This is a genomic window from Ruminococcus sp. OA3 (assembly GCF_022440845.1).
Taxonomy (GTDB): Bacteria; Bacillota; Clostridia; order Lachnospirales; family Lachnospiraceae; genus Ruminococcus_G.
Map to the genome: position 1 here is coordinate 3,034,492 of NZ_JAKNTO010000001.1, position 26,562 is coordinate 3,061,053.

Sequence of the window (26,562 nt, forward strand, 5' to 3'; positions counted from 1 at the left end):
CCTATAATCTGGGATGCATGAAAGTTTACTTTCAGGCGTTCCTCCTTTGCCGCACTTGCTGCGGCCTATAATCTGGGATGTCGGAGCGTTTGCTCCTGACATACTAAACGGCGTATCTGCTGACGCAGATATCACCAATCATAAAAGTCGATTACCCCCTGCTCACGCAGGCGCTGTCCGGGACTTTTACAGTCATTTACATGGATAATAATTTTATCACATTTCCTTACTTCAGGCAAACTTTTTTAAATTTCTTCTTGCCGCGTTTAAGCACGACTCCATTACCTGCGAGTGCACCTTTTGCTATCTCGTGATGGATATCCGTGATCTTCTCACCATCCACAGATACTCCGCCCTGTTCAATGGCGCGTCTTCCCTCCGAACGGCTTGTGACAAGCTCAGCTTTAACAAGCATGGAAATCACATCGATCGAGTCTTCTTTTAAATCTTCCTCTGTCAGCTCGGCAACCGGCATATTTTCAGCATTTCCACTGGAGAAAAGTGCCCTTGCGCCTTCCTGGGCTTTTTTCGCCTCCTCTTCTCCGTGGACCAGTTCCGTCAGTTCGTAAGCCAGTATTTCCTTCGCCTGGTTCAGCTGGCTGCCTTCCCACCTGTCCATCTCATCGATCTGTCCGATCGGCAGGAAGGTCAGCATGCGCAGGCATTTCAGCACATCCGCATCCCCGACATTTCTCCAGTACTGGTAGAAGTCAAACGGCGACGTCTTGTTCGGATCCAGCCACACAGCACCCGACTGTGTCTTGCCCATTTTCTTTCCCTCTGAATTCATCAGCAGGGTGATTGTCATCGCATACGCATCTTTTCCAAGTTTTCTGCGGATCAGCTCCGTCCCGCCCAGCATGTTGCTCCACTGGTCATCGCCTCCAAACTGCATGTTGCAGCCGTATTTCTGATACAGTGCATAGAAATCGTAACTCTGCATGATCATGTAGTTAAATTCCAGGAAACTTAAGCCTTTTTCCATCCGCTGTTTGTAACATTCAGCTGCCAGCATACGGTTCACGGAAAAGTGGGGGCCCACTTCGCGCAGTAACTCCACATAATTCAGATCCATCAGCCAGTCCGCATTGTTGACCATGAGTGCCTTATCATCTGAAAAATCAATAAAACGGCTCATCTGCTGTTTAAAACAGTCGCAGTTATGCTGAATGGTCTCCACTGTCATCATCTGCCGCATATCACTTCTGCCGGATGGATCCCCGATCATACCGGTCCCTCCGCCAAGCAGTGCGATCGGCTTATTGCCTGCCATCTGCAGTCGTTTCATCAGACAGAGTGCCATAAAGTGTCCGACATGCAGACTGTCCGCCGTCGGATCAAAACCGATGTAAAATGTTGCCTTCCCGTTATTCACAAGCTCACGGATCTCTTCCTCATCCGTAACCTGTGCAATCAGCCCTCTGGCCTTAAGTTCCTCATAAATCTTCATACCATCATTCTCCTTTTATTCTTATTTTTTTGTTTAACAGGGGGTGCTCGAGGGGATCCCCCTCGAACTCCAGTCACACAGGCGGAATTCACTTCCGCCGCAGTGCAGAAAGAGTGATTTGTAGGGGCTGCCAAGCCCTTGCACGAGCAAATCACTCTTTCTTCCTTCCGTGCCTGGTAAAAATAGCGCCAGCTGTTTATACTGAACAACAAAGTGGACAAGTCCACTTCAACTCCCTAAATCCCTCACTCATGAGGGACTTGTACACTTTGTGCGCCAATGTGCAGCTGCAAAGCAGCCTTCCTATACACATTGTGTGCATCCCCCGGAGGGTTTTTGTATACCAGGAAAGTTATAGCTTTGCGCATAGAACAAATTGGAGTACTTTCCTGGTATACAAAAAAGCTCCCATCCTTCCCGGATTTCTCCTGAAAGGACGAGAGCTGATTCCCGTGTTACCACCTTTGTTCACAGCCGGCTCGCACCGTCTGCCTTCATAAGTACTGCTTTCAATACTTTGACATGGATAACGTCTGTCAGCACGTCACAGCCTACTCTTATTCGGTGTGAAGCTCAGGGATGTATTCGAATCCTATGTCCGTATGCGCCTCTCACCACCCGGCAGCTCTCTGTCTACATCGTATAAGTTCTACTTGTTCCCGTCATAGCCTGTATTATTTCATTCATTGATGCCTAGTATACAAATGGCAGTTTCATTTGTCAAGCTGTTTTCAGCATTTTGTAATTTTTCGTTCAACCCTGTTTATGAAATGTCTTCCACCACATCCACCAGCAGGTTGCCACCGTCCGCAGCTGATGTCGCGAGCTCATCACAGCGCTCATTTTCCGGATGGCCGTCATGTCCTTTTACCCAGTGAAACGTAACCTGATGCATTTCTTTCGCCTTCAGCAGCCGTTTCCAGAGGTCTACATTTTTCACCGGCTCATTTTTTCCACGTTTCCACCCTTTTTTCAGCCAGCTGTCGATCCAGTGCTGATTAAAGGCATCCACGAGATATTTGGAATCCGAATACAGCTCCACCTGGCATGGACGAGTCAGCGCTTCCAGACCGGCGATCGCCGCCATCAGCTCCATACGGTTATTCGTTGTCTTTTCATAACCGGCACTGTACTCCCGTGTATGCAGCTTCCCCTGTCCGTCCGTATAATGCAGAACACAGCCGTAGCCACCGGGTCCGTCAGGGTTCCCCCTCGCTGAACCATCTGTATAAATTTTTACCAACATAATTTACACTCTGCTTTCCAAATATTGTTTCACAACATCCAATGTCTGGTCAATGACCTCTTCTGTATGTGCATTTGAGACAAACATTGCTTCAAACTGGGATGGCCCCAGATGAATCCCATGCTCCAGCATGAACCGGAAATAGTCCGCAAATTTCTCCGTATCGGACGTCTTTGCCGTTTCATAATTACAGACTTCCTGATCCGTAAAGTACATACATCCGAGCGATGCCGTATGATTCAGCGGCTGCTCCTTGCCATATGACCGAAGCAGTGCTCTCATACCACCGAACAGACGCTCGCCCATCGATGCCATATGGCTGTAAATATCCGGATTTTCCTTCAGTATCTTCAGCTGAGTGAGTCCCGCTGCCATTGCGACCGGATTGCCGGAAAGTGTACCTGCCTGATAGACAGGACCGACAGGGGCCACCTGCTGCATGATATCTCTTCTGCCGCCGTACGCACCTACCGGCATCCCCGCCCCGATGATCTTGCCATATGTCACAAGATCAGCAGAAATCCCAAAATACTCCTGTGCTCCGCCGAATGCCAGGCGGAATCCGGTGATCACCTCATCAAAGACCAGCAGTGCACCGTGCTCTGTACAGAGACTGCGCAGCTCCTGCAAAAAATCTGCTTTTGGCAGAACCACTCCCATATTTGCAGCGACCGCTTCCACGATCACTGCGGCAACCTGGCCGTCAAACTCTGCAAATATGGCTTTCACACTTTCAATATCATTGTAGACTGCCGTCAGTGTATCCTGTGTACAGCCCGCGGGAACCCCTGCGCTGTCCGGGATTCCTGCCGTCATCACACCAGAACCGGCTTTTACAAGCATGGCATCACAGTGTCCGTGATAGCAGCCGGCAAATTTAACGATTTTGTTTTTCCCGGTATAACCTCTCGCCACACGGATGGCGCTCATCACCGCCTCGGTACCGGAGTTGACCATACGCACCATATCGACAGACGGCACATTCCTGCAGATATATTCCGCCATCTCCACTTCGATCTCAGTAGCCGCACCGAAGCTCAATCCGTCCATCGCAGTCTTCGTCACGGCTTCCAGCACCGAAGGATGGTTATGTCCCAGGATCATCGGTCCCCAGGAACCGATATAGTCAATATAGCGGTTCTCATCCACATCTGTCACGTACGGACCCTCAGCCTGCCTGATAAAACGCGGCGTCATACCGACAGAACCATAAGCGCGCACCGGACTGTTCACACCTCCCGGAATGTACTGCACCGCTTCCTGAAATAACGTTTCCGATCTCGTCATTACCCGATTCTCCCTTCATCCATACATTTTGCCAGCTCTTTCGCATAATATGTCAGGTAGATCTGTGCCCCCGCACGGTAGGCACTCACTGCCATCTCACACATGATGCGCTCTTCATCGATCCAGTCCATCTTCGCTGCAGCCTTTACCATCGCATACTCTCCACTCACGCTGTACGCCGCCACCGGTACGTTGGTCGCCTCTTTTACTCTCGTAACGAGGTCCAGATAAGACATCGCCGGTTTTACCATGATGATGTCGGCCCCCTCTTCCACATCCATAACTGCCTCTTTGATGCCTTCCCGAGAATTATGCGGATCCATCTGGTAGGATTTCCGGTCTCCGAAGGACGGTGCAGAACCTGCAGCGTCACGGAACGGTCCGTAAAATGCGGATGCATATTTTACGGCGTATGACATGATCGGTGTTTCCTTGTATCCGTTCTTATCGAGAATCTGACGGATTGCCGCAACTCTGCCGTCCATCATATCGGATGGAGCAACCATATCTGCTCCCGCCTGTACATGGGACAGTGCTGTTTTGCTTAAGAGCTCCAGAGTACTGTCATTTTCCACGTCATGACCGCACAGCACACCGCAATGCCCGTGTGACGTGTATTCACACATACAGACATCTGTGATGTAATAGAGGTCCGGGAACTGTTTTCTCGCCTCGCGAAGCGCACGCTGTACGATTCCGTCCCGGGCATACGCCTGGCTTCCCACTTCGTCTTTATGCTCCGGTATCCCAAACAGCATGACACTCGATACACCGGCCTTTGAAAGACGCTCCAGTTCGTACGGCAGCCGGTCAACACTGTAGCGGTACTGTCCTTCCATAGACGGGATTTCTTCTTCAATATTCTCCCCGTCAATCGCAAACAACGGATAGATCAGCGATGACTTGTCCATCCTCGTCTCGCGCACCATCCTTCTGATGGTCTCTCCTCCGCGAAGTCTTCTCGGTCTTTTTATCAGTTCCATGTTCCTCTCTCCTTCTTTATTTTTGTCCATGTCATTGATCATGTATGATACCGCGAATTGTCCTGCCCAACTTTTAACCCCTGGTATCATACATCTTGATTACAAGTTCCACAACACTGTCAATTGTGGCTTTTTCCGCCATATATGTCCTCATACCGTATGAATCGGCTGCTGCTTTCGTCTGCTTTCCGATGCAGGCTGCCGTCACTTTCGTATAATCCAGTCCCGGTGTGGACTCCACAAATCCGCGAACCGTCGATGCACTGGTAAATACCGCGCAGTCGATCTCCTGCTTCATGAATTTTCCTGTCTCATCCACAACCATCTGCTGTGTATACGCCGTATCATACGTGGCAACGTCATCTACTCTCAGGTCCTGCCGGCCGGAAAGTGCCTGGATGATCTCCTGATTCCCGATCGCCGCGCGCGGAATCAATAGATTGGCATCCTTCTCACATATCCTTGCCATCTGTTCTCCGAGTGCCTTTCCGTCATTGATTTCCGGAACAAGATCGGCGAATAATCCATGGTTTTTCAGCTCTTTTTTTGTGCCTTCGCCGATGGCTGCAATCTTAATCCCGGCCATTTTACGGATATCGACAGAACACTTCTCCATTTCTTCAAAGAACACGCGCACACCGGTCGGACTGGTAAATGCAATCCACTGGTATTCATGCAGTCTCCGAAGGCTGTCCCGCAGCCTGTCATTTTCTTCGATCGCAGAGGTTGTGATCGCAGGAAGTTCCAGCACTTCCGCCCCCTGTACCCTCAGCTTTTCAGCCATTTTTGAAATCAGGTCACGCGGTCTCGTCACAAGTATCTTTCTTCCCGCGAGCGGCAGCTTCTCATACCACGCAAAACGGTCGGAAAGTTCACACACCTTCCCCACGACGATGATCGCCGGCGTCTCAATTCCCTGGCGCTTTACCTCCGCCTCCAGCGTGGAAACGGTCGCAACGATCCTTTTCTGTCCGGCAGTCGTCCCCTTCTGAAGAATCGCCGCCGGCATGGACGCATCCATCCCTGCTTCCATCAGGTTTCTGCAGATATCAGGCAGGGCTGTCACGCCCATCAGGAATACCAGCGTACCCTGTGTCTCGACAAGCGCTCTGAAGTTAATATTATACTCTTCTCCTGCCCTTTTATGACCGGTGATAATATGCATGGAAGAACAGTAATCGCGGTGCGTTACCGGGATCCCGTTATACGCTGGAACCGCCATCGGTGAAGTCACTCCAGGCACTACCTCATAGGGAATATTCTCGTCGCTTAACAGCTCCAGTTCCTCGCCGCCCCTGCCAAACAGAAAAGGATCTCCGCCCTTCAGACGCACTACACGATATCCCTTTTTCGCCTCCTCAAGCAGTACCTGGTTGATCTGCTCCTGGGGCATCGTATGATTGCCCGCACGTTTTCCGACATCGATCGTCCGTGCTGTATCCGGTATCATGGCAAGAACACCGTCTCCTACGAGGCTGTCATATACCACAACTTCCGCCTGTTTCAGCACTTTCTGTCCCTTTAATGTAAATAATCCGATATCTCCTGGGCCGGCACCCACCAGCCAAACTTTTCCTGTCTGCATGTCTCTCCTACCCTTCCAGCTTTTCTTTTAATTCTCTGGCAAGCTCTTCGCCGAGCGATTCTGCTTCCTCTGCGGCTCCCTGTCTGCTGCCTTTTATGTATTCCCCCGTCTCCTCTTTATAATAGAGTCCCGTCAGGCGAATCGTTCCGTCTTCTATCACCGCGTGTGCCGCTACCGGTGAAGAGCATCCACCATCCAGATACCGCACAAATGCTCGTTCCGCCAATGCCGCATACGTCCCGTTCTGATCTGAAAATCCTTTCAGAAACGAATAATCCTCGCCCGCTCTGCCCTGAAGTGCCAGGATTCCCTGTCCTGCTGAAGGAATGATCTCTTCCGGTTCAAAATATCTGCTGATCCTTTCCGCGAGTCCAAGCCGTTTAAGGCCTGCAGCCGCCAGAACAAGCGCAGAGTACTCCCCGCTGTCGAGTTTTGCCAGACGGGTGATTACATTTCCGCGCACACTTTTGAATTCTGCCTTCGGAAACAGCTCCCGAAGCTGCAGGATTCTTCTCAGGCTGGAACAGCCGACAGGTTTCGTAAAATCAATATCCTTCACCCCCTGCGGCAATACAAGAACATCTCTCGGATCTTCCCGCTTCGAAAATGCAACGACCGGAAGTTCATCCGGAACTTCCATCGGCATATCCTTTAAACTGTGCACAGACAGGTCACTTCGTCCGTCGATCAGCGCTCTGTCCAGCTCTTTCACGAACAACCCTTTTCCTCCGACTTTATCGAGCGTCCGGTCCAGGATGATATCACCTGTCGTTTTCATCGTCAAAAGTGAAACTTCGGTCTTTGGACACGTATCTTTTATGTATGAGATCACCATCTCGCTCTGTATAACCGCCAGTTTACTCTCCCGGCTGCCAACACAAAATTTCTGGGGTGCTGCCATCATCATTCGTCCTCCTGTAAAATTATTATACCCTCGGATTTCTCCGCACGATGTTGTATCATATCATATCGTCAAATGCTTTTTCTATCGCCTGCCTGGCACGTTTCGCCCTGCTGTGGTCCCTTCCTCCGGCATTGACCCCCGCTACAAGGACATCTCTTTTAACAATCCCCGGAAAATGAAAATCACATTTCGTCCCGTCACTGATAACATTCACAAGGATACCCAGACATTTGCATACACTGTGAATTTCTTCATTAAGCCCCGCATCGTCAGTCCCCGCAATCACGATATCGGCTCCGTAAATATCTTCCCTCTCATACCGCTTTTCCCGTATCTGTATTCTTCCTTTTTCTGCCAGATCCAGCACACTGTCTTCGAAATGCGGCGCAATGACGGTGATATTCTCTGTGAATTCCGCCAGAGTCTGAATTCTCCGTGATGCAATCTTTCCGGCTCCGACAACAACTGTTTTCTTACCCGATATATCAACAAAAAGCGGAAAGTACGCCTGTCCACTATTCTTCATACAGTTTTTCCAATCCTTCCACACAGGCTAAAAATGTTTCTTTTTCCAGCGAATCCCGCAGTCCGAAGATCATTTTGCCGACTACTTTTCCTGCCGCCAGTTCAATTGACTGTCTGAGTGACTCCCTCTCCCTGTCGTCCAGAGGAAGTTTCCCCAGGATCTTATGTATACGCAGCTCCAGATCTGTCACCGCATCCTCCTGGATTTCCTGAATACGGGGGATCAGATCTCTTCCGTCATACCAGTCATAGAATTCTTTCTGCTGTTCCTGAAGAATCGCCTCAGCCTGGTCAAAGGAATCTTTCAGATAATCGCCGACTGCCGTGACCTGAAAATCATCGATGTCATACAGCGTCACATGTTCCATCTCCCCGATTGCCGGTTCGATATCCCTGGGCACAGCAAGATCGATGAAAATAATATCATGTGTAAGGTCCGCTTCTTCGAGCAGTTCCCGGGTGAGTGTAAAATTGGGACTTGCAGTCGCACTGACTACCACATGGCATTTGGGCAGCAAGTCCATACGTTCTCCGTAATTAATCCGGGCACATCCCTTCGGGATCGTTACCATACCGCTCCGGTACTGCCGGACTGTTACAGTCACCACGGCGCCTGCTTTCTGCATCGTCTGCGCAGCCAGCTTTCCCATCTCTCCATTACCGATCACCATGCATGTCTTTCCCTGTATCTCATACCCCTGCTCTTTGAGCATGGAAACCGCACGGTCCATTGCGGTAAAATTTGCTCTTGAGAAGGTAACATCCGTTTTTACTTTTTTTGCCGCTGTCACCGCCATGCGGAACAGCACTTCCAGGACACTGTCAGTCATATAATTCTCACGTGCAAGTGACAGTGCATCTTTTACCTGGGTAATAATCTGATCCTCTCCGAGGATCTGGGATTTCAGTCCGCAGGTTAAATGGAACAGATGGTTCACCGCTTCGTTTCTCTCACGCATGACAAAATACTGTCCGAACTGCGTCGGATCCACTTCCTTGATGATACACAGTTCTTCCACAAGTGAGCCTTCCCATTCCTCTTCCACACTGGCCCAGATTTCCATACGATTACAGGTTGAGAGTATGATACATCCCAATATGCCATCCCTGCTTTTCAGCTCTTCCATGGCAGCAGCCGCATTCTTCTTCGTAAAGGAGAATAATGCCCGTACATCCACCGATGCTTTGTTATGATCGATACCCACCATACAAATACTCATCATTTGTTCCTCCGAAAATTTATTCCTCCCCATCATAGCACATACTTTTGAAAATGCAAAATCTATTTTCTACTTTTTTTAAATTCTATTTGACATTAGCCTGACTACGCGATAAAATTTATCATAGAATTGAATATGAAGTGGAGCCTGCGTATTTCTCCGCAGGGTAAGAGGAAAGTGAGTGTAACTCTCACACGGTCCCGCCGCTGTAATGGAAGAGCTGTATCTTATGATGTCACTGGTGAAAACTGGGAAGGCAAGATACAGTGATGACGCCTGAGTCAGAAAGCCTGCCCTTCATAAGCGATTTACACCCCGGTTACGAACGATGGCCTGGTGTAAGGAAACGGCAAATTCTTATATGCTGCCGTTTCGGTGCGCCTGTCTATGTGAAGTGGGATTCCTTAGATATGGCGTTATTTTTTTGAATGAGAAAGGAGAAAGTTATGACAAAGTCACAAAGAACAATCGTTTTGATAGCCGCAGTTTTTGCTCTTTCATTTGGAATCCTGCCGGCTGCAAACGCGATGCACATTATGGAGGGTTATCTCCCGGCCAAGTTCTGTATTGCCTGGGGTGTTGTCTGCGTACCTTTTTTAATCGCAGGTTTCTTCTCCATAAAGAAAACACTTTCCGGAAACCGGAAACTGATCATGATCCTGGCTATGGTGGGTGCGTATGCATTTGTCCTGTCCTCACTTAAGATTCCGTCTGTCACGGGAAGCTGTTCCCACATGACAGGAACCGGTCTCGGCGCGATCCTGTTTGGTCCCGCTGCTGTCAGTATCGTCGGACTGATCGTCCTGGTCTTTCAGGCAATCCTGCTCGCTCACGGAGGGCTTACCACTCTGGGCGCAAATACATTTTCCATGGCAATCGCCGGACCGCTGGTATCCTATGGAATCTACAGGCTCTGTAATAAACTGAAGGTACCGAAGCTTGTTTCCGTATTTCTGGCAGCCTGCCTCGGAGATCTGTTTACATACGTGATCACCAGCATCCAGCTGGCAATCGCTTATCCATCCGCTGACGGCGGATTCGGCGCTTCCCTTGGGAAATTCCTGGCTATTTTCGCAGCAACTCAGGTACCGCTTGCCATCATTGAAGGTATCCTGACCGCCATCGTAATCATCGGCCTGGAATCTTACGCTAAGTCTGAGCTCACAGATCTTGGATTTTTAAGAGGGAGGAACGCATAATGACTAAAAACGCTAAAACTGTACTGATACTTCTGCTGCTTGTCGTTGTGATCGCTGTTGTACCGCTTTTCCTGAAAAGTGGTGCTGAATTCGGCGGTGCCGACGGTGCAGCTTCTGAAATGATCGAGGAGATTCAGCCAGGCTATGAAACCTGGGCTGATCCTATCATGGAACCTGCCAGCGGAGAAATTGAAAGTCTTCTCTTCTGCCTTCAGGCCGGCCTTGGTGCCGGAGTCTTCGGCTTCGTCATGGGACGTCTGGTAGAGAGAAAAAAACACGAATCTAAGTAGAAAACACAGGAGGAAAACGCCCCATGCCGGACGCATCCAAAAAAGCAATTCTGGTTGTCAGCTTTGGTACCAGTTTTGCCGAGACGAGAGAAAAAACAATTGACGCTATTGAAAAAGAAATTGCAGACGCTTTTCCTGACTATCTGATTTACCGCGCCTGGACCAGTAAAATGATCATGGCAAAGCTGCTAAAACGTGACGGAATCAAGATTCTGAATGTCAGAGAAGCAATGGAGAAAATGCGTGATGACGGTATTACAGATGTCATCGTTCAGCCGACTCACGTGATCAACGGTATCGAAAATGAATTGATGACAGAAGATGCACTGATGTATCAGTCTTCCTTCTCATCCATCACCTTCGGCAATCCGCTGCTCACAACCGAGGAGGATAATCATCATGTAGTGCATACCATCGCAGCGCATTTTTCCCATCTTCGTGAGGATCACGAAGCTCTCGTACTGATGGGGCACGGCACTACACATTTTTCCAATGCCATATATGCGGCATTAAACTTCAAGTTCCAGGATGAGGGCTTCCCGAATATATTCCTTGGAACTGTCGAGGCATATCCAACCATGGATTCCCTGCTTAAGGCCGTCAGAAAAACCAGGGCATCAAAAGTCATTCTGGCACCGTTCATGATCGTCGCCGGTGACCATGCCACAAATGACATGGCAAGTGATGAGGAGGATTCCTGGTTCACACAGTTCAAAGACGCCGGCTTTGAGGTGGAATGCATATTGAAAGGGTTGGGTGAGTACCCTGAGATCCGTTCTCTGTTTGTGGATCATATCCGCACAGTGATCGGCTGAACATGAAGAGTAACAGGCAGATTGTTTTCTGGATATCCCGGAAACAATCTGCCTGTTTTTAACTGATTTTAAACTTTTCAAAAATGTCCTGATTCCCTTCCCCAAGCTTTCGCTTCACATCCTCCGTCTCACCCAGAATCTTATAGAACGACGCATACTCCTGGTCCAGCGATGTACCATGCATCACCATCCATGCCCCCGCATCGGTGCCCGTTGCCAGCTGCACGCCTTTCTCCAAGGCCATTTGCACCCCTCGCGTCTGCGTATCGGCGATCTGATGGAGGACTTCGTCTGTAAAGCGCCCTTTCCCCAGAAGATTACGGACCGTCACAAGCGTCGGTACCCAGACAGTCCCGCTGTCCGCCATCGCCGCGATACTGTCCTCATCCTGATAATTCCCATGTTCAATGGAATCCACACCGCACAGCGCAGCCGTGCGCACCGCATCGGCGCTGTTCGTGTGTGCCATGACTGCAAATCCTTCCTCGTGGGCAATATGCACCATCTCTTTCACATCGGCATACGAAAGCGCTTCACCCGTAATCTTGCCTGCACAGGTAAAATCCATGATCCCGGTCGTCATGATCTTGATAAAATCTCCTCCAAGCCTTCGGACTTCCCGCACCAGCTGGGCATACTCTTCCATCGTATCAAACCCTCTGCCGACGATGCTCCCGTAATGACCGTTTTTGTGAATGGCAAAAACCGGAGTACGGTAAGTGATGCCATACTCCGGAGCGATCGCCCTGGCCCGCAGCGATACGAAAAGTGCATCGCCGCCGTCTCTCAAATATGTAATATGATGTTTCTGATATTCTCCCAGATGACTGCGTATCACCGATTCATCCACGCCGTCTCTGTGCCGGCCGGCCGCCTTTCGGTAATCCAGCCCGTCCATAAACACATGTACATGACAGTCACACCGCATATAACATCACTCCCTGTTATCGTCAATCATATACAGCAGTGCATTCACAATGCAGGCAGCAATATTACTTCCGCCTTTTCTGCCGCGCGCTACGATATACGGCACATCTGTCTGCATGATGAGTTCCTTGGACTGTACCACATTTACAAAGCCGACCGGAACTCCGATGATCAGCTCCGGTTTCAAAACGCCTTCTTCGATCAGCTCATACAGGCGTACCAGTGCGGTGGGTGCATTTCCGATGGCAAAGATCAGCGGACGGTCCATGGCAGCTGCCTTTTCCATGCTGGCTGTGGCTCTTGTCGTTCCGTTCTTTTTTGCGACCTCGGCGACATCTTCATCCGACATAAAACAAAAGACTTCTCCGCCGTACCTCGCCAGTACCCGTTTATTAATCCCCGATTTCGCCATCTGTGTATCTGTCACGATACATGCTCCCGCTTTGATGGCTTCCATGGCCTTCAAAGCTGCATCCTCCGAGAAGCAGAGATTATCTGCATAATCGAAATCTGCACTCGTGTGGATGCATCTCTTGATGATCAGTTCCTGATCCTTTACAAATACTCTGCTGCCAAGCTCCTCCGTGATGATCTCGAAGCTGCGGCTCTCTATTTCTCTCGGTTTTACATTTTCCAATTCAATCTTCATCGTCTCTACCTCACAATCCCTGCTCTAAAATATCATAAATTTTTTTCATATCGAGGTGTTCCCGCAGCGCCTCTGCAAGAATATCATACTGTGTCTCCTTGAATTCCTGGAAATCCACACCGGTAATATCAGAGGTATCGATTCCTTTTTTCTCTCCCAGGGCTGTGACAACCGCACGTGCAACGCCCTCTTTGTCAAACACTCCGTGTACATACGTTCCATATACATTTCCCGCATACGCTCCGTCCCTTTTCACGCCGTCGCGTTCAACAAAATCTTCGATATCCGTCATCGGATGTGCACCGTCCTTCAACGTTGAGATTCCCATATGGATCTCATATCCCGCAAGCTCGGTACCGCTTAGCTTCTGCAGGGCACCTTTGACAGTGCCAAACGTTCCGGTCACACGCGTTCTCGTCTTTTCTTCCTCGAACACCGTATCCATCGGAAGCAGCCCCATGCCTTTCATGGAACCGCCCGCCTCCACGCCGTTCGGATCACTCAGGCTCTCACCCAGCATCTGATAACCGCCACAGACCCCGAAAATCACGGTCCCCGTAGCCGCTGCCTTAAGCACCAGCGCTTCCATCCCGGACTGACGCATCCAGAGAAGATCTTCCATCGTATTTTTCGTTCCCGGAAGGATGATCATATCCGGTTTCTTCAGCTCCGAAACATGCTGAACATAACGCAGGGAAACGCCCGGCATGCTCTCAAACGGGTTAAAATCCGTAAAGTTAGAAATCCTCGGAACCCGGATCACTGCAATGTCGATCACACCGACCTCCTGATTTCCATCAAACCGTTCCGTCAGGCTGTCTTCGTCTTCCACTTCAATATTGAGATACGGCGCAACCCCGACAACCGGAATACCTGCTTTCTCTTCCAGCATGGCAAGCCCCGGCTCCAGGATTGTCTTATCCCCACGGAACTTATTGACGATCAATCCCTTAACCATGGAACGTTCCTCCTCATCGAGCAGTATGGTTGTCCCGATCAGCTGCGCAAACACACCGCCCCGGTCAATGTCACCCACGAGCAGCACCGGAGCCCCGGCCCTCCTGGCCATTCCCATATTAACGATGTCGTCATCCTTCAGATTGATCTCCGCCGGGCTCCCCGCCCCCTCGATCACGATGATATCATTTTCAGAGGCAAGTGTCTCAAATGCCTCCATCACTCTCGGAACAAGTTCGTGCTTATATGCAAAATAATCGCGGGCATTCATATTCCCGATTACCTCTCCGTTTACAATCACCTGTGATCCTGTTTCATTCGTAGGTTTCAGCAGAATCGGGTTCATCAGAACGGAGGGCCTGATTCCCGCAGCCTCCGCCTGCATGACCTGTGCACGCCCCATCTCCAGGCCTTCCTCGGTGATAAAAGAATTCAGTGCCATATTCTGTGATTTAAACGGCGCCACCCGGTATCCGTCCTGTTTAAAAATACGGCACAATCCTGCTGTCAGCAGGCTTTTCCCCGCATTCGACATCGTGCCCTGCACCATAATCGCCTTTGCCATGTCTTTTCCTCCTTGTCTACAGCACTTCGCCAAGCACTGACAGTAATCGTTCATTTTCCTCCGGCATCCGAACTGCGATCCGGAAAAAACCACTCTCAAGCCCCGGATAGTTACTGCAGTCACGAATCAGGATTCCCTTTTCCAGACATCGCTCATATAAATCCACCGGTCCCTTAAAAAATATATAATTTGCCTTCGAGTCGTAAACCGAAAGCGGAAGCTTTCCCATCTCGCGCTTCAGAAATTCCCGCTGCTCATTTACCAGCCGCTGCGCCTGCCTTACGTATTCCTTTTCTTTCAGCGCCGCACAGCCTGCCGCCTGTGCCGGTATGGAGACATTCCACGGCTGCGTCATCCTCTCCATCTTTTCCAGCAGTCCCGGGCTGCCGCTCAAACCGTAGCCAAGACGAATCCCCGCCATCGCATACCGTTTCGTAAATGCTTTCAATATAAAAAATTCCGGGTTTTTTGACAGCTCACCTTTCATGGTATACGCTTCGCCGTGCTCTGCAAAATCCAGAAAGCATTCATCGATCATCAGGAAGATACCGCATCTGCGGCATTTTTCCATAATACAGCACATAAGCTGCGGCTCAATCAGAAATCCAGTAGGATTATTCGGATTACACAGAAACAGCATATCAAGATTTTCATCCAGCTTTTCCAGAATATCTTCTCCCACCCGGAAATCTTCCATGAAGTATGTACAGATTCCGCAGTCCACCGCCTCCAACGCCTGCCTGTACTCCGCAAATGTTGGCGCCGGCAGCATTGCTTTTTTCGGATTCACTGCACGCACCAGCGAGAAGATCAGTTCCGCTGCCCCATTGCCGCAGATCACAGACTCCTGTACAACCTCTTCATAAGAGGCAATCGCTTCCCTGAGTTCTGTATAAAAAACATCCGGATAATGTTCCAGCTTTTCGAGGCTTTCTGCTGCTGCTGCAATTACAGCTTTCGGAGTACCCAGAGGATTGATATTGGACGAAAAATCCAGTGCATCCGGATGACGGTATACGTCTCCTCCATGTATCTGTTTCATAGCATGCCCCTCCTCAAATAATAAATGCCTGCATCCAGGCGAGCCGGATCAGTCCGAATACGATCACAGACAATACCGCCGTGCTGTACAGCAGACGGTTTGCCTTTTTGATATCCTCGATCTCCACGGGACGCACGGCATCCCCGATTGTCGGTTTTTCATACAGTTTGCCAAAATAACATGCATTTCCTGCCAGCTGAATATTCAACGCCCCCGCCATGACCGCCTCCGTCTGTGCAGAGTTCGGACTTGCGTGATTTCTGCGGTCCCGTTTAAAAATCCGAAATGCCTGCCTGCCGTCAAATCCAAAGACAGCCGAGGCCACCACCATCAAAAGTCCCGACAGACGTGCGGGAATGAAGTTTACAACATCGTCAAGCAGAGCCGCACACGTGCCGAAATACCGGTACCGTTCATTTTTATATCCCACCATGGAGTCCATCGTATTGATGGATTTGTATGTAAATCCCAGAACCGCCCCGCCGATCATCATATAGAAAAGAGGAGCGATCACGCCGTCCGATGCATTTTCCGCAACGGTCTCAACAGTCGCTTTGGTCACACCCTCTTTTGTCAGCTCTTTCGTATCTCTTCCAACAATCATGGAAACGGCATAGCGGGACTCCTCAATATCTCCTGTCTTCAGTGCATCGTAGACTTTCATACTTTCATCTTTCAGTGCCCGCGTTGCAAGAAGCTGATAGCACATCAGCGTCTCCAGCACAAATCCCAGCCATTCATGGATTCTAAAGGCAAGACTCAGGATAAAAAACGGAACAGCAGTCGAAACCGTAACCGTAAGTATCACCAGTATCACGCCCGCAGCCCTCTCCCCCGTCTGGCTATTGGGAAAGCATTTCCGCAGTACTTTTTCAAACAACGTGATCATATTTCCGATCACCCGGACCGGATGATAAAGCCACCGTGGATCTCCCACGGCAAGATCTATGAGAAAGCCGATGATAACGGCCGCCAATGTCCATTTAATCATAGTTGTTTTAGTGCGTCTGCCGTCAGCACTTTTAGTTTGCCGCAGACGCTCACCTCTCTTTTCCCTTTATTCCACTGCTGCTCATCCAGCTCGATTTCATATCCCCTGGCATTTTTTACCTGCCAGAAATAGAAGTCTTCATGAGGCACTGCAAGCCCGTCCAGAATCGACATGATCGTGCCCCCATGAACAACCAGCGCCGCCGATCTCTTCTCCTCACGGATACAGTCAGCCGCAACACGTTCAAATCCCCGAAGACAGCGGCTTCGAAATGTCTCCTGACTTTCTCCGCAGGGAAACGGCAGTGTTCCTCCGCTGTCAATCCAGCGCTGATAGTCTTCATTTCCGTCGAGCTCCAGATAGTTTTTATTTTCGAATATTCCGAAGTCGCATTCCGCCAGATCCTCGATGATATGAATCGGTTTCTCAGGATAAATGATCTCTGCTGTCTGCGTGCAGCGTTTCAGCGGACTTGCATAGACTGCATCCGCTCCAGGGTATATTTTTTTCTGAAGCAGTTCAATCCCCTCCTGGCAGAGCGGTTCATCCGTCGTTCCGATATAACGCCCCAGGGTATTTCCATACGTGATACTGTGCCGAATCAGATACAGTCTCATCCCTTGATCACCTGCCCGATCCCGCATACCACCCGGCAGACCTCATCAGCCGACTCGGCAAGCTGCGTACAGACACGCCCCGTCGCTTCCCGGTAATTCCGGTCAAATGCGTCAACAGGTACAACTCCATACCCCAGTTCGTTCGTAATGATCACAACCTCCGGATTCTCAGACTGTATCCTTGCTGGGAGGCAACTGACCTCCTGCCCGTTGACCAGCATCCTGCGGATATATTCGTGAAAATGATTCATACCCTGGCATGAATATAATTCCTCAAAATCGCAGGTGTTTCCATCCACCCATTCCGAAACCTGATAGTGTTCTTTTGCATATGACAGTTTTCCCTGAAAAGTTCCACCTATAACCAACTTCATAACCGTGCTCCCATCACAATCTGTACCGCCACAACTGCCAGCGGCATCACCAGTTCACAGACTGATAAAAACCAGCCCGCCAGATCTCCTGTTGTACCTCCGAAATGTTTCATCGCCATATGATGATAATACCCGTATACAAGTACTGCACCGGCAAGCGCCGCCGTCCCCAGAATCAGATCGATCCAGAGCAGGACGCCTGCAAGTACGAGGATGTAAACTGCCATTGTGAACCGCACTCTCCTCGTGCGTGCACCTCTGGACAGTGTTGCGACCGATCCGTCTTTTCTGGCTTTCGGAAAAGTTACGATCGCCAGCGCACTCATGGAGCGTGACAGCATAAAACCCGGTGCTATGACTTTCAGCGCCTCCATGTTCATCTGGCTGTAAATACCGAACATCAGAGCAAAATATACCACACACGTGATCACCGCGAAGGCACCCGCATGTGAATCCTTCAGTATTTCCAGCCTGCGTTCCCTCTCCTGGTAAGAGCTCATCGCATCCGCCGTATCCAGAAGCCCGTCCAGATGGATACCCCCGGTGACAAACACTGAGATCAGAAGCAATATAACCGTAAAAAAGACCGGGTTCATGGATGCATGAAGGCCGATCACTCCCCACAGCCAGCACAGGCCGCCGATAACAGCACCCACCCAAGGCCAGAAGCACATGGCATACGCCATATTTTTCTCACTCCAGTCACAGCGCGGCATCGGAATCTTCGAATACATGGAAAATGCTATGATAAAGCTGTTAATCAGTCGTTTCATATTGCAGTGACTCTCCTTTTATCGTAATTGGTATTCCATAGACAACTTCCGTCACGCAGTCTGCCCATGCAGCGATCTGACAATTGATGTCTCCAAGATACCTCTGGTAACGCATCGTCTCCGCATCGTAATCCATGCCGTCTGAAAAGATCTCATTTGACACAATCACAAGGTTTGCACAGTGATCTCTCAGATGCCTGACCCCCTCCAGTATTTCACGCACCGTATGCTCTCCGGCTCCATCCTGCTGATAGATCTCATTTGCCGTCAGGTTGGACATACACTCCAGCAGCACGTTGCTGTCCGGAGGAAGTTCAAGGGATTTGAGTCCTGTAAAACATTCTATCGTCTGAAAGTTCTTTTCCTTCCTCATCTCGCGGTGACGCGCGATCCGCCGGTGGCTCTCCTCATCAAAAGGGTACATGGTGGCGATATAGATGCGCTCCTTAAGACCCAGCTTCAGGATACAGTTTTCCGCGTATACAGACTTGCCGCTGCCGCTTCCTCCCGTGATCAAATGCAGCATCGCACGCCGCCCCCTTTCTTTTTCGTAAACGTCCGTCATGACAGCGGAACGTAGGTCTCCATGGAATTCTCTTCAAACGTACTCATCCCGTTATATACTGCAAGCGCGATATCCAGGATCGGATACAGTGTGACCGCTCCCGTACCTTCACCCAGACGCATATCACACATCAGACATCCGGAAAGCCCGAGTGCCTCCAGCACCATGGCAGATGCCGGTTCCCGGGACAGATGGGACGCCATCATAAAATCTTTCGTCCTGGGTTCCAGGCGTGCGGCGCAGAGTGCAGCCACTCCGGAGATAAACCCATCGATGACGATTGGCACCCTGCAGGCAGCTCCGCCTATGAAGACACCGACAAGACCCGCGATGTCAAGCCCACCCACCTTGGAGAGCACATCAATCACATCCTCCGCATCCGGTCTGTGGAGTTCGATCGCATGACGGATCGTCTGGATTTTTTTCTCCAGCCCCGCACTCGAAAGCCCAGCTCCTCTTCCTGTTACTTTTTCGGGGCTCTGTCCAAGCAGTACCGATGTGATCGCACTGCTTGTCGTCGTATTTCCGATTCCCATTTCTCCGGTTGATATGATCTGATATCCTTTTTCTTTCAGCTCTTCCACCATATGAATCCCGACTTCAACAGCCTTTATGGTTTCCTCTCTCGTCATGGCCGGTTCTTTCGCCATGTTGCGTGTTCCGTACATTACCTTATGGTTGATCAGCCTGGAATCCACCGCAATTCCAATGTCAACAGGAAAAATTTCTGCCCCCACTGTTTTGCACATAATGCTGGCAGTCGCTTTCTCTTTCAAAAAGTTTTCCGAAATGATCAGCGTGACATCCTGACCGCTCTGTGTCACGCCCTCTTCAACCACGCCGTTGTCCGCACACATCACGACCAGCGCTTTTTTATCCAGTCTCACATCGGATGTCTGTTTGATTCCCGCCATCTGAACGACTGCATCCTGCAGCCTGCCCAGACTGTGGAGCGGAATCGCGATGCTGTACCACCTCTTTTCGGCAGCTTCCATCGCCGTTTTATCAAGTGTGCCGACAGCACACAGTGCTTCTTTTAAATTCATCCTCTGTACTTCCTTTCCATGCACGTTGCAAGAAATACTTCCGGCAGTTTCATATTGCCGTAGTAATACATATGGGGATAGCCGGCAAGCATGGTATCTGTGCTGTGCAGGCACCTCCAGCTTCTGTCAGACAACGGTTTCTCTGCCAAAAATGCTTCCCCGCAGTTTTCAGAATCGTAGTAATGAAATTCGTGAGAACGAAGAGTCCCGATATCTTTTCCGAATACAGTCCCCTCTGACAGCGTGATGTATCCAAATCTGCGTAGACGTGGTGTTTTATGTACAATTCCCTCTATGACGCCTGCCATATCATGGTAACTGCCATCCTGACCCTGCATCCTGTCATGCAGATACATAAAGCCTCCGCACTCCGCCATACACGGAAGGCCATTTTTCACGGCATCCCGTATCTGCAGACGCATACTCTTATTCTCGGAAAGCTCTTTCGCAAAAAGTTCCGGATACCCTCCGTGCAGAAGCAGTCCGCAGATGTCTTCCGGCAGTTTCTCATCATGAAGCGGAGAAAACGGGACGAGCTCGGCGCCCATCTCCCGAAGAAGCTGCAGGTTATCTTCATAGAAAAAGCAAAACGCCTCATCCGCTGCAAGACCGATTCTGACCGGTTCTGCAAATTTCCGTGCCGGTCTGAGATCCTTCCCCGAAATCTGCGGAGCTTCCTCTGCAATTGAGAGCAGCGCATTGACATCGAGACTTTTCTCAAGAACCACTGCCAGCTCATTCAGGTTCTGTCTGAGATCGCCGATCTCATCCGGCATCACAAGACCGAGATGACGGCTTTCCAGCGTACAGCCTTTTACATACGGCACATAGCCGCACACGGTTACAGGAAGTTCCTCTTCGATCTGATGCTTCAGACGCTCATACATCATGGGTGAAAGCTGGTTTAGGATCACACCCTTGATATGGCTGTCCTGCTGATACTCCAGAAATCCCTTGATATACGGAATGACTGACAGACTCATCCCCTTGCAGTTCACAAGAAATACGGCAGGAGTATCCGTCTCATCCGCTACGTTCCAGGCACTCCCTCTGGCCGAAATCCCGGCAAGGCCGTCGTAATAACCCATCACGCCTTCCACCACTGCGATATCGCTTCCCTGTGCATTTTTCTCCATCAGCCCCCGCAGCGTTATGCGGTCCGCGAAAAAGGGATCCAGATTCCGGCTCTTCATCCCGATGACCTTGCTGTGAAACATCGGATCGATATAGTCCGGTCCACACTTGAAAGAAGTCACCTGATATCCGCGATTTTTTAAAAGCTGCAGGATCCCGCAGGTAATCAGCGTCTTTCCACTCCCGCTTGCCGCCGCCGTAATCAGGAATCTGGGAAGTTTCATGATGCCTCGCCTCCTTCGCAGGAAATGACGTAGACAGGATTCTGTCCCATCATCATATGATACCTGCCAACGCTTTTGGACTTTCCGATACTGACAGATGCGATGTCAACATCCGTCACCGGAAGTGTTTTGACTGCATCGAGTGCCTCCGCAACCGTCTCAAGTGTAATGCAGTTGATGACCATTCGCACAGACGGATTTTTGGAAAGCAGCTGCTGCATGATCTCTTTCAGGTTGCCGGAAGATCCTCCGATAAATGCGTGTGTCGGTGCCGGAAGCTTTTCGCAGGCTTCAGGAGCCAGACCCTCTATGATCTCCAGATGATCCACCGCAAACTTCTCTTTATTTCTATAAAGAAGCGCTACCGCCTCCGGTTTTTTTTCAATCGCATAAACGCGGCCGTAAGCGGCTTTCAATGCCATTTCCACAGATACAGATCCCGTACCGGCTCCCACATCATAGATCACTGAATCTTTTTTCAGCCTGAGTTTGGACAGTGAAATATCACGGATCTCTTCTTTCGTCATAGGTGCTTTGTCTCGCAGGAATTCACCGTCCGGAATTCCATGCGTGACAATATGATCAGCTGCATTCTCATTCTCGATCAGAACAACGCTGAGTGCATCTGTCTTACAGCCTGAGAATGCCTCCGCCGTGCCTGTCCGGATCTGTTCATCCGGATATGCAAGCCGTTCTCCGACAGAGACTCTGACGCTCCCCAGGCCATAAGCACACAGTCTGCTGCACAGCCCGCCGATTCCTGTCTCATCTCCGACGATGGCAAACACCTTCGGGCATTCTTTCACCATGCTGATGATATTGGCAGACCGTCCGTGCATGCTGCACGGAGTCACGTCTTCCCAGGGTTTTTTAAGCTGTGCCAGAAAATAAATCATCGAAGATATCCCCGGAACCAGTTCACAGCCATCCGGCAATACCTCCAGAAGTTTCTTCGCACCGCTGTAAAAACCTACATCACCGGACAGCGCGATGGCGATCTTTTCAAATTCCGGATGTGCCTCAATATAGTCCGCAATCTCCTGCGGCCGATATGCATGCAGTACTTCCTGTGATGCTTCTGAGATTTCCTGTGTCATACGCCTGGCACCGATCAGCAGCTCGGCTTCCCTGCACGCTTCATAAGCTTCCTTCGTCATATTGTCCGCAGAACCCATTCCAATCCCCACAAGCGTTATCTTTCGCTTCACCGGCAGATGGAACAGTTCTCTCAGATGATGCCTGCACTGCGCGAGCGTCATTCCCTCTTCACGGACCGGACGTCCGATCAGCACCAGTGTCGCCCCCGTCTGAAGGGCAGCATCATACTTTTCCAGAAAGCCCCCGGTATTTCCGGATTCTTTTGTCACAAGATATCTGCAGTCCAGCTGCCTGAGCATTGCGATATTCAGTTCTTTCGAAAAAGGTCCCTGCATACAGATCAGATGTTTTCCTTCAAAGCCAAGCCGTGCACACGATGCTGCAACCTCCGGCAATGACAGTACTCTCGCATAAACACGTTCCCGGTAATCTTCGAGCTTCGTATATTCAGCCAGTTCTTTACTTCCTGTCGTGGCAAGAACATTTCCCTGTGTTGTCCGCAGGTAGGCAACGGCATCCGCAATACTGTCCACATACACAACATCTTTGTCATCCACCTGAAAACCGCTGCGCAGCAGGCGCAGATAAGACTTCCCGGACGCCTCACATGCAGAGCGGATATTTGCAGTCACTTCTGCCGCGTACGGATGTGTCGCATCTATGACTGCTTTGGGGTTTTCCCGCACCATTAGTGCTGTCATCTGATCCTGATCCAGCCGGTCATGGGAAATTCTCAGACTTCCGCCCTTCGGAAGCAGGCTCTCACCATACTGTGTTGCCACGCAGACATATGTCTCAATATGATATTCACTTAAGAACTCCGCAATGGTACGCCCTTCCAGGGTACCTGCAAAAATCAGGACTTCAGACATTCCGATACCCTCTTGGAGTCACCATTTTCCCGCCCAGTTCCTTCGTCTGTAAATTCCCGATAAATACCGTCGTAAACATATCGACACTCGTATCCCTGAGTTCTTTCAACGACATCACTTTCATCTCTTCCCCGTCGCGTCCGATATTGCCAACGATTCCGCAGACCGTGTCTTCTTTCTTGAAGCGCATCATCAGGTCGCACGCTTTCTGCAGGTAATCATGTCTCTTTTTGCTGGACGGGTTGTACAGACAGATCACAAAATCAGCCTCCGCGGCATTCAAAAGACGTTTTTCTATCTTCTCCCACGGTGTCAGCAGATCACTCAGGCTGATCAGACAGAAATCATGGATCAGCGGTGCTCCCAGCACAGCGGCACCGCCTGTCGCAGCTGTTACCCCGGGGATGATCTCCAGCTCAACTTCCGGATAATTCACTCCGACTTCATACATAAGTCCGGACATCCCATACACACCGGCATCTCCGCTGCAGATCATGGACACCGTTTTTCCTTTCATTGCTTCCTGAAATGCCAGTTCACATCGTTCCACTTCCCTGGTCATCGGCGTTGTCTTAAAGTCCTTGCCCGGAAAATGATGTTTCACCAGATCGACGTATACCGTATAGCCGATAATGGTATCGCTGGCGCGAAGTGCCTCAGCCGCCTTTATCGTCATCTGTTCGTACTCTCCGGGTCCAATCCCCACCACATATAATTTATTCAAATCCAACTCTCCATTCTTCCATGGCGAACGCGATGGTTACGCCATTTTTTCTGATTTTTTTCTGTATCAGGCTGCCGCTGGTCACTGCGCGGACTGCGCTGCGCTCACACACGTTGTCGACACCCGTCACGGATTTCACGAAATCTGACGGGGAGAACTCCCCTTCCGTCTGCTCCAGTTCCTGCGCGGAATACGTAATGAGCGGCAGATCCATCTCTCTGCAGAATGCAGCCAGCCCTTCTTCTTCTTTCTTTAAATCAATGGTTGCCACCTGTGTAACTGCCTCATGAAAAATGCCGTTGATCTGGCAGACTTCTTCAAACAACTCTTCAATCTGCTCCCGCTGTGTGCCTTTCCTGCACCCGATCCCAGCCGTTATACATCTGGGAATCAGCCACAGCGTCTGTTCAAACGGCTGCCGGTCGTAATGCACGCCAACATAGATGCCGAGGGGCAGCGACTCCCTGTCCATATACAGTCCTTCCGGGAGCTCGCCCTCCACCGGCAGCTCGCTGATAAATCCAATCGAACCTCCGCTTAAAAGTTTCGCTGAAATTTCTTTCGCAAGTGTCATATTCGAAATATACAACTTATTCTTCTTTGCAAAGACGTCAACTGCAAACCGCTGATTCACATCTGTCGCGGTTGTCAGTACCGGTGTCGCGCCGAGCCCTGCACTGATCTGGCAGGCAAGCTCGTTTGCACCGCCCAGATGCCCGGACAGCAGTGGAATACAGAATTCCCCCTGCTCATCCAGCACAAGGACAGCCGGATCATATTTTTTGTCCTCCACCCACGGCGCAATCGCCCGCACTGCAATGCCGCTGGCACCAATAAAGACAACCGCTTCCCTGGTTTCAAACATCTTCTTTGCCCATTGCTGAAGGGGTTCTTTCACCTGCTGTGCAGATACATCCTTCAGATAACGGCTCTTTGTAAATACAGAGACGTTATGTCCCTGCCTGACAAGAAGACGGGCGATCTTCTCCGCAAGGACAAATCCGTTCATCGTAAAACAGATAATTCCTGTGTCCATTTCTCTCCTATTTATTTACTTGCCTGGCGAAACTCGGTGGTAAACGCCGGATTATACAGTTCAGAGCGCTGATAATGGCTGTGTGTCACCACATCCCCAATGATCATCAGTGCCGTCTTCGTGATATTCTCTCTTCTGGCAGTCTCCGCGAGTGTACCGACCGTACAGACTGCCGTCTTTTCATCTTCCCAGGTTGCCTTATAGACGATCGCCGCCGGAGTATCCGCAGTATATCCGCCCTCAATGAGGCGGCTGCTCAGTTCTTCCAGCATACCCGTGCTCAAAAACACAACCATCGTGGCGTGATGTGACGCAAATGATTCGATGCTCTCCTTTTCCGGTACCGGTGTGCGGCCCGCCATCCTTGTGATGATGACACTCTGTGAGACGTCAGGCAGCGTGTATTCCAGATTCAGCGCGGAAGCCGCACCGCAGAAAGAGCTGACTCCGGGACAGGAGTCATAGGCAATCTGTTTCTCATCCAGGACATCCATCTGTTCCCTGATCGCCCCGTAAAGACATGGGTCCCCCGTATGCAGACGCACCGTCACAAGACCTTTTTCCTCTGCCGCATACATAACATCCAGTACTTCCTCCAGTGTCATTTTCGCACTGTTGTAAATCTCACAGCCTTCTTTGGCGTAATCCAGCAGCTGTGGATTAACCAGCGACCCTGCATAGATCACAACGTCTGCCTCTTCCAGATATTTTTTACCGCGAATCGTAATTAAATCAGGGGCACCTGAGCCCGCTCCAACAAAATGTATCATCTCTTTAGTTTTTCTCCTTTACTATGATCAGGGAATAATATCCGGCGTCTTCCGGTATCTCATCTGCTCCCCTGAAAATCTTTTCATTCTCCATGCCGCAGTTCTCAATCATCACAACATTGGCATTCAGTTCTTTTAACTGCTTTTTAACCTCATGCATCTGTTTCCCGGCCTTCATCAGAACCTTGGTACCCGGCAGTTTCAGTGCCTCCTCAATCTGGTAGGAAGCCGGGATGACGTGAAGCGGTTCCGCCTTTTCAACCAGCCCCATGTTCAAACGTGCCGCAACAGCACAGAATGATGTGATACCGCTTACAATCTCCACTTCATATCCCATATCCTGCACACGTGAGTGTACATACAGGTATGTAGAATATACGGTTGTATCACCAAGTGTCAAAAATGCAACCTGTTTTCCTTTATCCAGCAGTGCTGCAATTTTTTCCGCTCCCTCCTGGTGACTCTGCTCAAGAAGAACCGCATCTTTCGTCATCGGCATCTCAATTGGAAGAAGTTCTTTTTTTGCCAGTTCCGGAAATGCCTTTATCACAATCTTATAGGCGATCGTCTCCTGTGGTACCTTGCCCGGCACTGCGATCACATCACTCTCCTGAATTATTCTAAGAGCTTTCAGAGTCAGAAGTTCCGGATCTCCCGGTCCAACTCCCAAACCATACAATTTTCCTGCCATTTC

The 26,562-nt window shown here is 50.2% G+C and carries 27 protein-coding genes, 1 riboswitch and 1 other annotated feature; of the genes, 3 read left to right on the top strand and 24 right to left on the bottom strand.

What is annotated here, in order from left to right; genetic code table 11:
- Positions 1–226 precede the first annotated feature (226 nt).
- From tyrS to hemA, 8 genes are all read right to left on the bottom strand, one after another.
- Positions 227–1,450 (bottom strand): tyrosine--tRNA ligase, encoded by a 1,224-nt coding sequence (gene tyrS, locus MCG98_RS13680; RefSeq protein WP_240302495.1) that lies wholly within the window; start codon positions 1,448–1,450, stop codon positions 227–229.
- Positions 1,451–1,879: 429 nt separating this feature from the next.
- Positions 1,880–2,125 (bottom strand) — a binding site (T-box leader).
- Positions 2,126–2,213: 88 nt separating this feature from the next.
- Complete coding sequence (gene rnhA / locus MCG98_RS13685; protein WP_240302496.1) at positions 2,214–2,696, bottom strand: ribonuclease HI; 483 nt, start codon at positions 2,694–2,696, stop codon at positions 2,214–2,216.
- 3 nt (positions 2,697–2,699) lie between these two features.
- A complete protein-coding gene (gene hemL, locus MCG98_RS13690; protein ID WP_240302497.1) occupies positions 2,700–3,983 on the bottom strand; it encodes a glutamate-1-semialdehyde 2,1-aminomutase in 1,284 nt (427 codons plus the stop codon).
- On the bottom strand, positions 3,983–4,966 hold the full coding sequence (gene hemB, locus MCG98_RS13695; RefSeq protein ID WP_240302498.1) for a porphobilinogen synthase: 984 nt from the start codon (positions 4,964–4,966) through the stop codon (positions 3,983–3,985). Before hemB ends, hemL begins: the two co-directional genes overlap by 1 nt.
- Before the next feature lie 73 nt (positions 4,967–5,039).
- A complete protein-coding gene (gene cobA, locus MCG98_RS13700; protein WP_240302499.1) occupies positions 5,040–6,551 on the bottom strand; it encodes a uroporphyrinogen-III C-methyltransferase in 1,512 nt (503 codons plus the stop codon).
- Positions 6,552–6,558: 7 nt separating this feature from the next.
- Positions 6,559–7,455: a hydroxymethylbilane synthase gene (gene hemC / locus MCG98_RS13705; protein WP_345891725.1), complete on the bottom strand. Its 897-nt coding sequence runs from the start codon at positions 7,453–7,455 to the stop codon at positions 6,559–6,561.
- A gap of 55 nt (positions 7,456–7,510) precedes the next feature.
- On the bottom strand, positions 7,511–7,981 hold the full coding sequence (locus MCG98_RS13710; protein WP_240302501.1) for a bifunctional precorrin-2 dehydrogenase/sirohydrochlorin ferrochelatase: 471 nt from the start codon (positions 7,979–7,981) through the stop codon (positions 7,511–7,513).
- Positions 7,971–9,203, bottom strand: a complete 1,233-nt coding sequence (gene hemA, locus MCG98_RS13715; protein ID WP_345891665.1) for a glutamyl-tRNA reductase — start codon at positions 9,201–9,203, stop codon at positions 7,971–7,973. Before hemA ends, MCG98_RS13710 begins: the two co-directional genes overlap by 11 nt.
- Before the next feature lie 121 nt (positions 9,204–9,324).
- Positions 9,325–9,513, top strand: a riboswitch (cobalamin riboswitch).
- 133 nt (positions 9,514–9,646) lie between these two features.
- Between hemA and MCG98_RS13720 the strand changes: the two genes are divergently transcribed.
- Genes MCG98_RS13720 through MCG98_RS13730 form a run of 3 tightly spaced genes read left to right on the top strand, consistent with a single transcriptional unit; the run spans position 9,647 to position 11,504 of the window.
- The gene (locus tag MCG98_RS13720; protein ID WP_240302502.1) at positions 9,647–10,399 is read left to right on the top strand and encodes an energy-coupling factor ABC transporter permease; all 753 of its coding nucleotides are present in this window, start codon (positions 9,647–9,649) and stop codon (positions 10,397–10,399) included.
- A complete protein-coding gene (locus tag MCG98_RS13725; protein WP_240302503.1) occupies positions 10,399–10,689 on the top strand; it encodes an energy-coupling factor ABC transporter substrate-binding protein in 291 nt (96 codons plus the stop codon). The genes MCG98_RS13720 and MCG98_RS13725 overlap by 1 nt, the downstream gene beginning before the upstream one ends.
- Before the next feature lie 23 nt (positions 10,690–10,712).
- Entirely contained in the window at positions 10,713–11,504 is a 792-nt protein-coding gene (locus MCG98_RS13730) for a sirohydrochlorin cobaltochelatase (protein WP_240302504.1), read from the top strand.
- A 58-nt stretch (positions 11,505–11,562) separates the two neighbouring features.
- On the opposite strand, the gene MCG98_RS13735 is transcribed toward MCG98_RS13730, so the two are convergent.
- From MCG98_RS13735 to cobI, 16 genes are read right to left on the bottom strand one after another with little or no spacing between them, the layout of a single operon-like run.
- Positions 11,563–12,432, bottom strand: coding sequence for an amidohydrolase family protein (locus MCG98_RS13735; protein WP_240302505.1), 870 nt, complete (start codon positions 12,430–12,432; stop codon positions 11,563–11,565).
- A gap of 6 nt (positions 12,433–12,438) precedes the next feature.
- Entirely contained in the window at positions 12,439–13,080 is a 642-nt protein-coding gene (locus MCG98_RS13740) for a precorrin-8X methylmutase (protein ID WP_240302506.1), read from the bottom strand.
- Positions 13,081–13,090: 10 nt separating this feature from the next.
- Positions 13,091–14,602, bottom strand: coding sequence for a cobyric acid synthase (locus MCG98_RS13745; RefSeq protein WP_240302507.1), 1,512 nt, complete (start codon positions 14,600–14,602; stop codon positions 13,091–13,093).
- Between the two features lie 16 nt (positions 14,603–14,618).
- Positions 14,619–15,644, bottom strand: a complete 1,026-nt coding sequence (cobD, locus tag MCG98_RS13750) for a threonine-phosphate decarboxylase CobD (protein WP_240302508.1) — start codon at positions 15,642–15,644, stop codon at positions 14,619–14,621.
- 13 nt (positions 15,645–15,657) lie between these two features.
- Positions 15,658–16,635 carry an adenosylcobinamide-phosphate synthase CbiB gene (cbiB, locus tag MCG98_RS13755; protein WP_240302509.1) on the bottom strand — a complete coding sequence of 326 codons (978 nt, stop codon included), beginning with the start codon at positions 16,633–16,635 and terminating at the stop codon, positions 15,658–15,660.
- Positions 16,632–17,252: a histidine phosphatase family protein gene (locus MCG98_RS13760; protein ID WP_240302510.1), complete on the bottom strand. Its 621-nt coding sequence runs from the start codon at positions 17,250–17,252 to the stop codon at positions 16,632–16,634. Before MCG98_RS13760 ends, cbiB begins: the two co-directional genes overlap by 4 nt.
- Entirely contained in the window at positions 17,249–17,626 is a 378-nt protein-coding gene (locus MCG98_RS13765; RefSeq protein ID WP_240302511.1) for a bifunctional adenosylcobinamide kinase/adenosylcobinamide-phosphate guanylyltransferase, read from the bottom strand. Before MCG98_RS13765 ends, MCG98_RS13760 begins: the two co-directional genes overlap by 4 nt.
- Complete coding sequence (locus tag MCG98_RS13770) at positions 17,623–18,399, bottom strand: adenosylcobinamide-GDP ribazoletransferase (RefSeq protein ID WP_240302512.1); 777 nt, start codon at positions 18,397–18,399, stop codon at positions 17,623–17,625. The genes MCG98_RS13765 and MCG98_RS13770 overlap by 4 nt, the downstream gene beginning before the upstream one ends.
- Positions 18,383–18,925 (bottom strand): bifunctional adenosylcobinamide kinase/adenosylcobinamide-phosphate guanylyltransferase, encoded by a 543-nt coding sequence (locus tag MCG98_RS13775; RefSeq protein WP_240302513.1) that lies wholly within the window; start codon positions 18,923–18,925, stop codon positions 18,383–18,385. Before MCG98_RS13775 ends, MCG98_RS13770 begins: the two co-directional genes overlap by 17 nt.
- 35 nt (positions 18,926–18,960) lie before the next feature.
- Positions 18,961–20,010: a nicotinate-nucleotide--dimethylbenzimidazole phosphoribosyltransferase gene (cobT, locus tag MCG98_RS13780; protein ID WP_240302514.1), complete on the bottom strand. Its 1,050-nt coding sequence runs from the start codon at positions 20,008–20,010 to the stop codon at positions 18,961–18,963.
- On the bottom strand, positions 20,007–21,368 hold the full coding sequence (locus tag MCG98_RS13785) for a cobyrinate a,c-diamide synthase (RefSeq protein ID WP_240302515.1): 1,362 nt from the start codon (positions 21,366–21,368) through the stop codon (positions 20,007–20,009). The genes cobT and MCG98_RS13785 overlap by 4 nt, the downstream gene beginning before the upstream one ends.
- A complete protein-coding gene (gene cobK, locus MCG98_RS13790; RefSeq protein ID WP_240302516.1) occupies positions 21,365–23,338 on the bottom strand; it encodes a precorrin-6A reductase in 1,974 nt (657 codons plus the stop codon). Before cobK ends, MCG98_RS13785 begins: the two co-directional genes overlap by 4 nt.
- Positions 23,331–24,062, bottom strand: a complete 732-nt coding sequence (gene cobJ, locus MCG98_RS13795; RefSeq protein WP_240302517.1) for a precorrin-3B C(17)-methyltransferase — start codon at positions 24,060–24,062, stop codon at positions 23,331–23,333. The genes cobK and cobJ overlap by 8 nt, the downstream gene beginning before the upstream one ends.
- The gene (locus MCG98_RS13800) at positions 24,055–25,098 is read right to left on the bottom strand and encodes a cobalt-precorrin 5A hydrolase (RefSeq protein WP_240302518.1); all 1,044 of its coding nucleotides are present in this window, start codon (positions 25,096–25,098) and stop codon (positions 24,055–24,057) included. The genes cobJ and MCG98_RS13800 overlap by 8 nt, the downstream gene beginning before the upstream one ends.
- 11 nt (positions 25,099–25,109) lie before the next feature.
- Entirely contained in the window at positions 25,110–25,868 is a 759-nt protein-coding gene (gene cobM, locus MCG98_RS13805) for a precorrin-4 C(11)-methyltransferase (RefSeq protein ID WP_240302519.1), read from the bottom strand.
- A 4-nt stretch (positions 25,869–25,872) separates the two neighbouring features.
- A complete protein-coding gene (gene cobI, locus MCG98_RS13810) occupies positions 25,873–26,559 on the bottom strand; it encodes a precorrin-2 C(20)-methyltransferase (RefSeq protein ID WP_240302520.1) in 687 nt (228 codons plus the stop codon).
- Between the last annotated feature and the right edge of the window lie 3 nt (positions 26,560–26,562).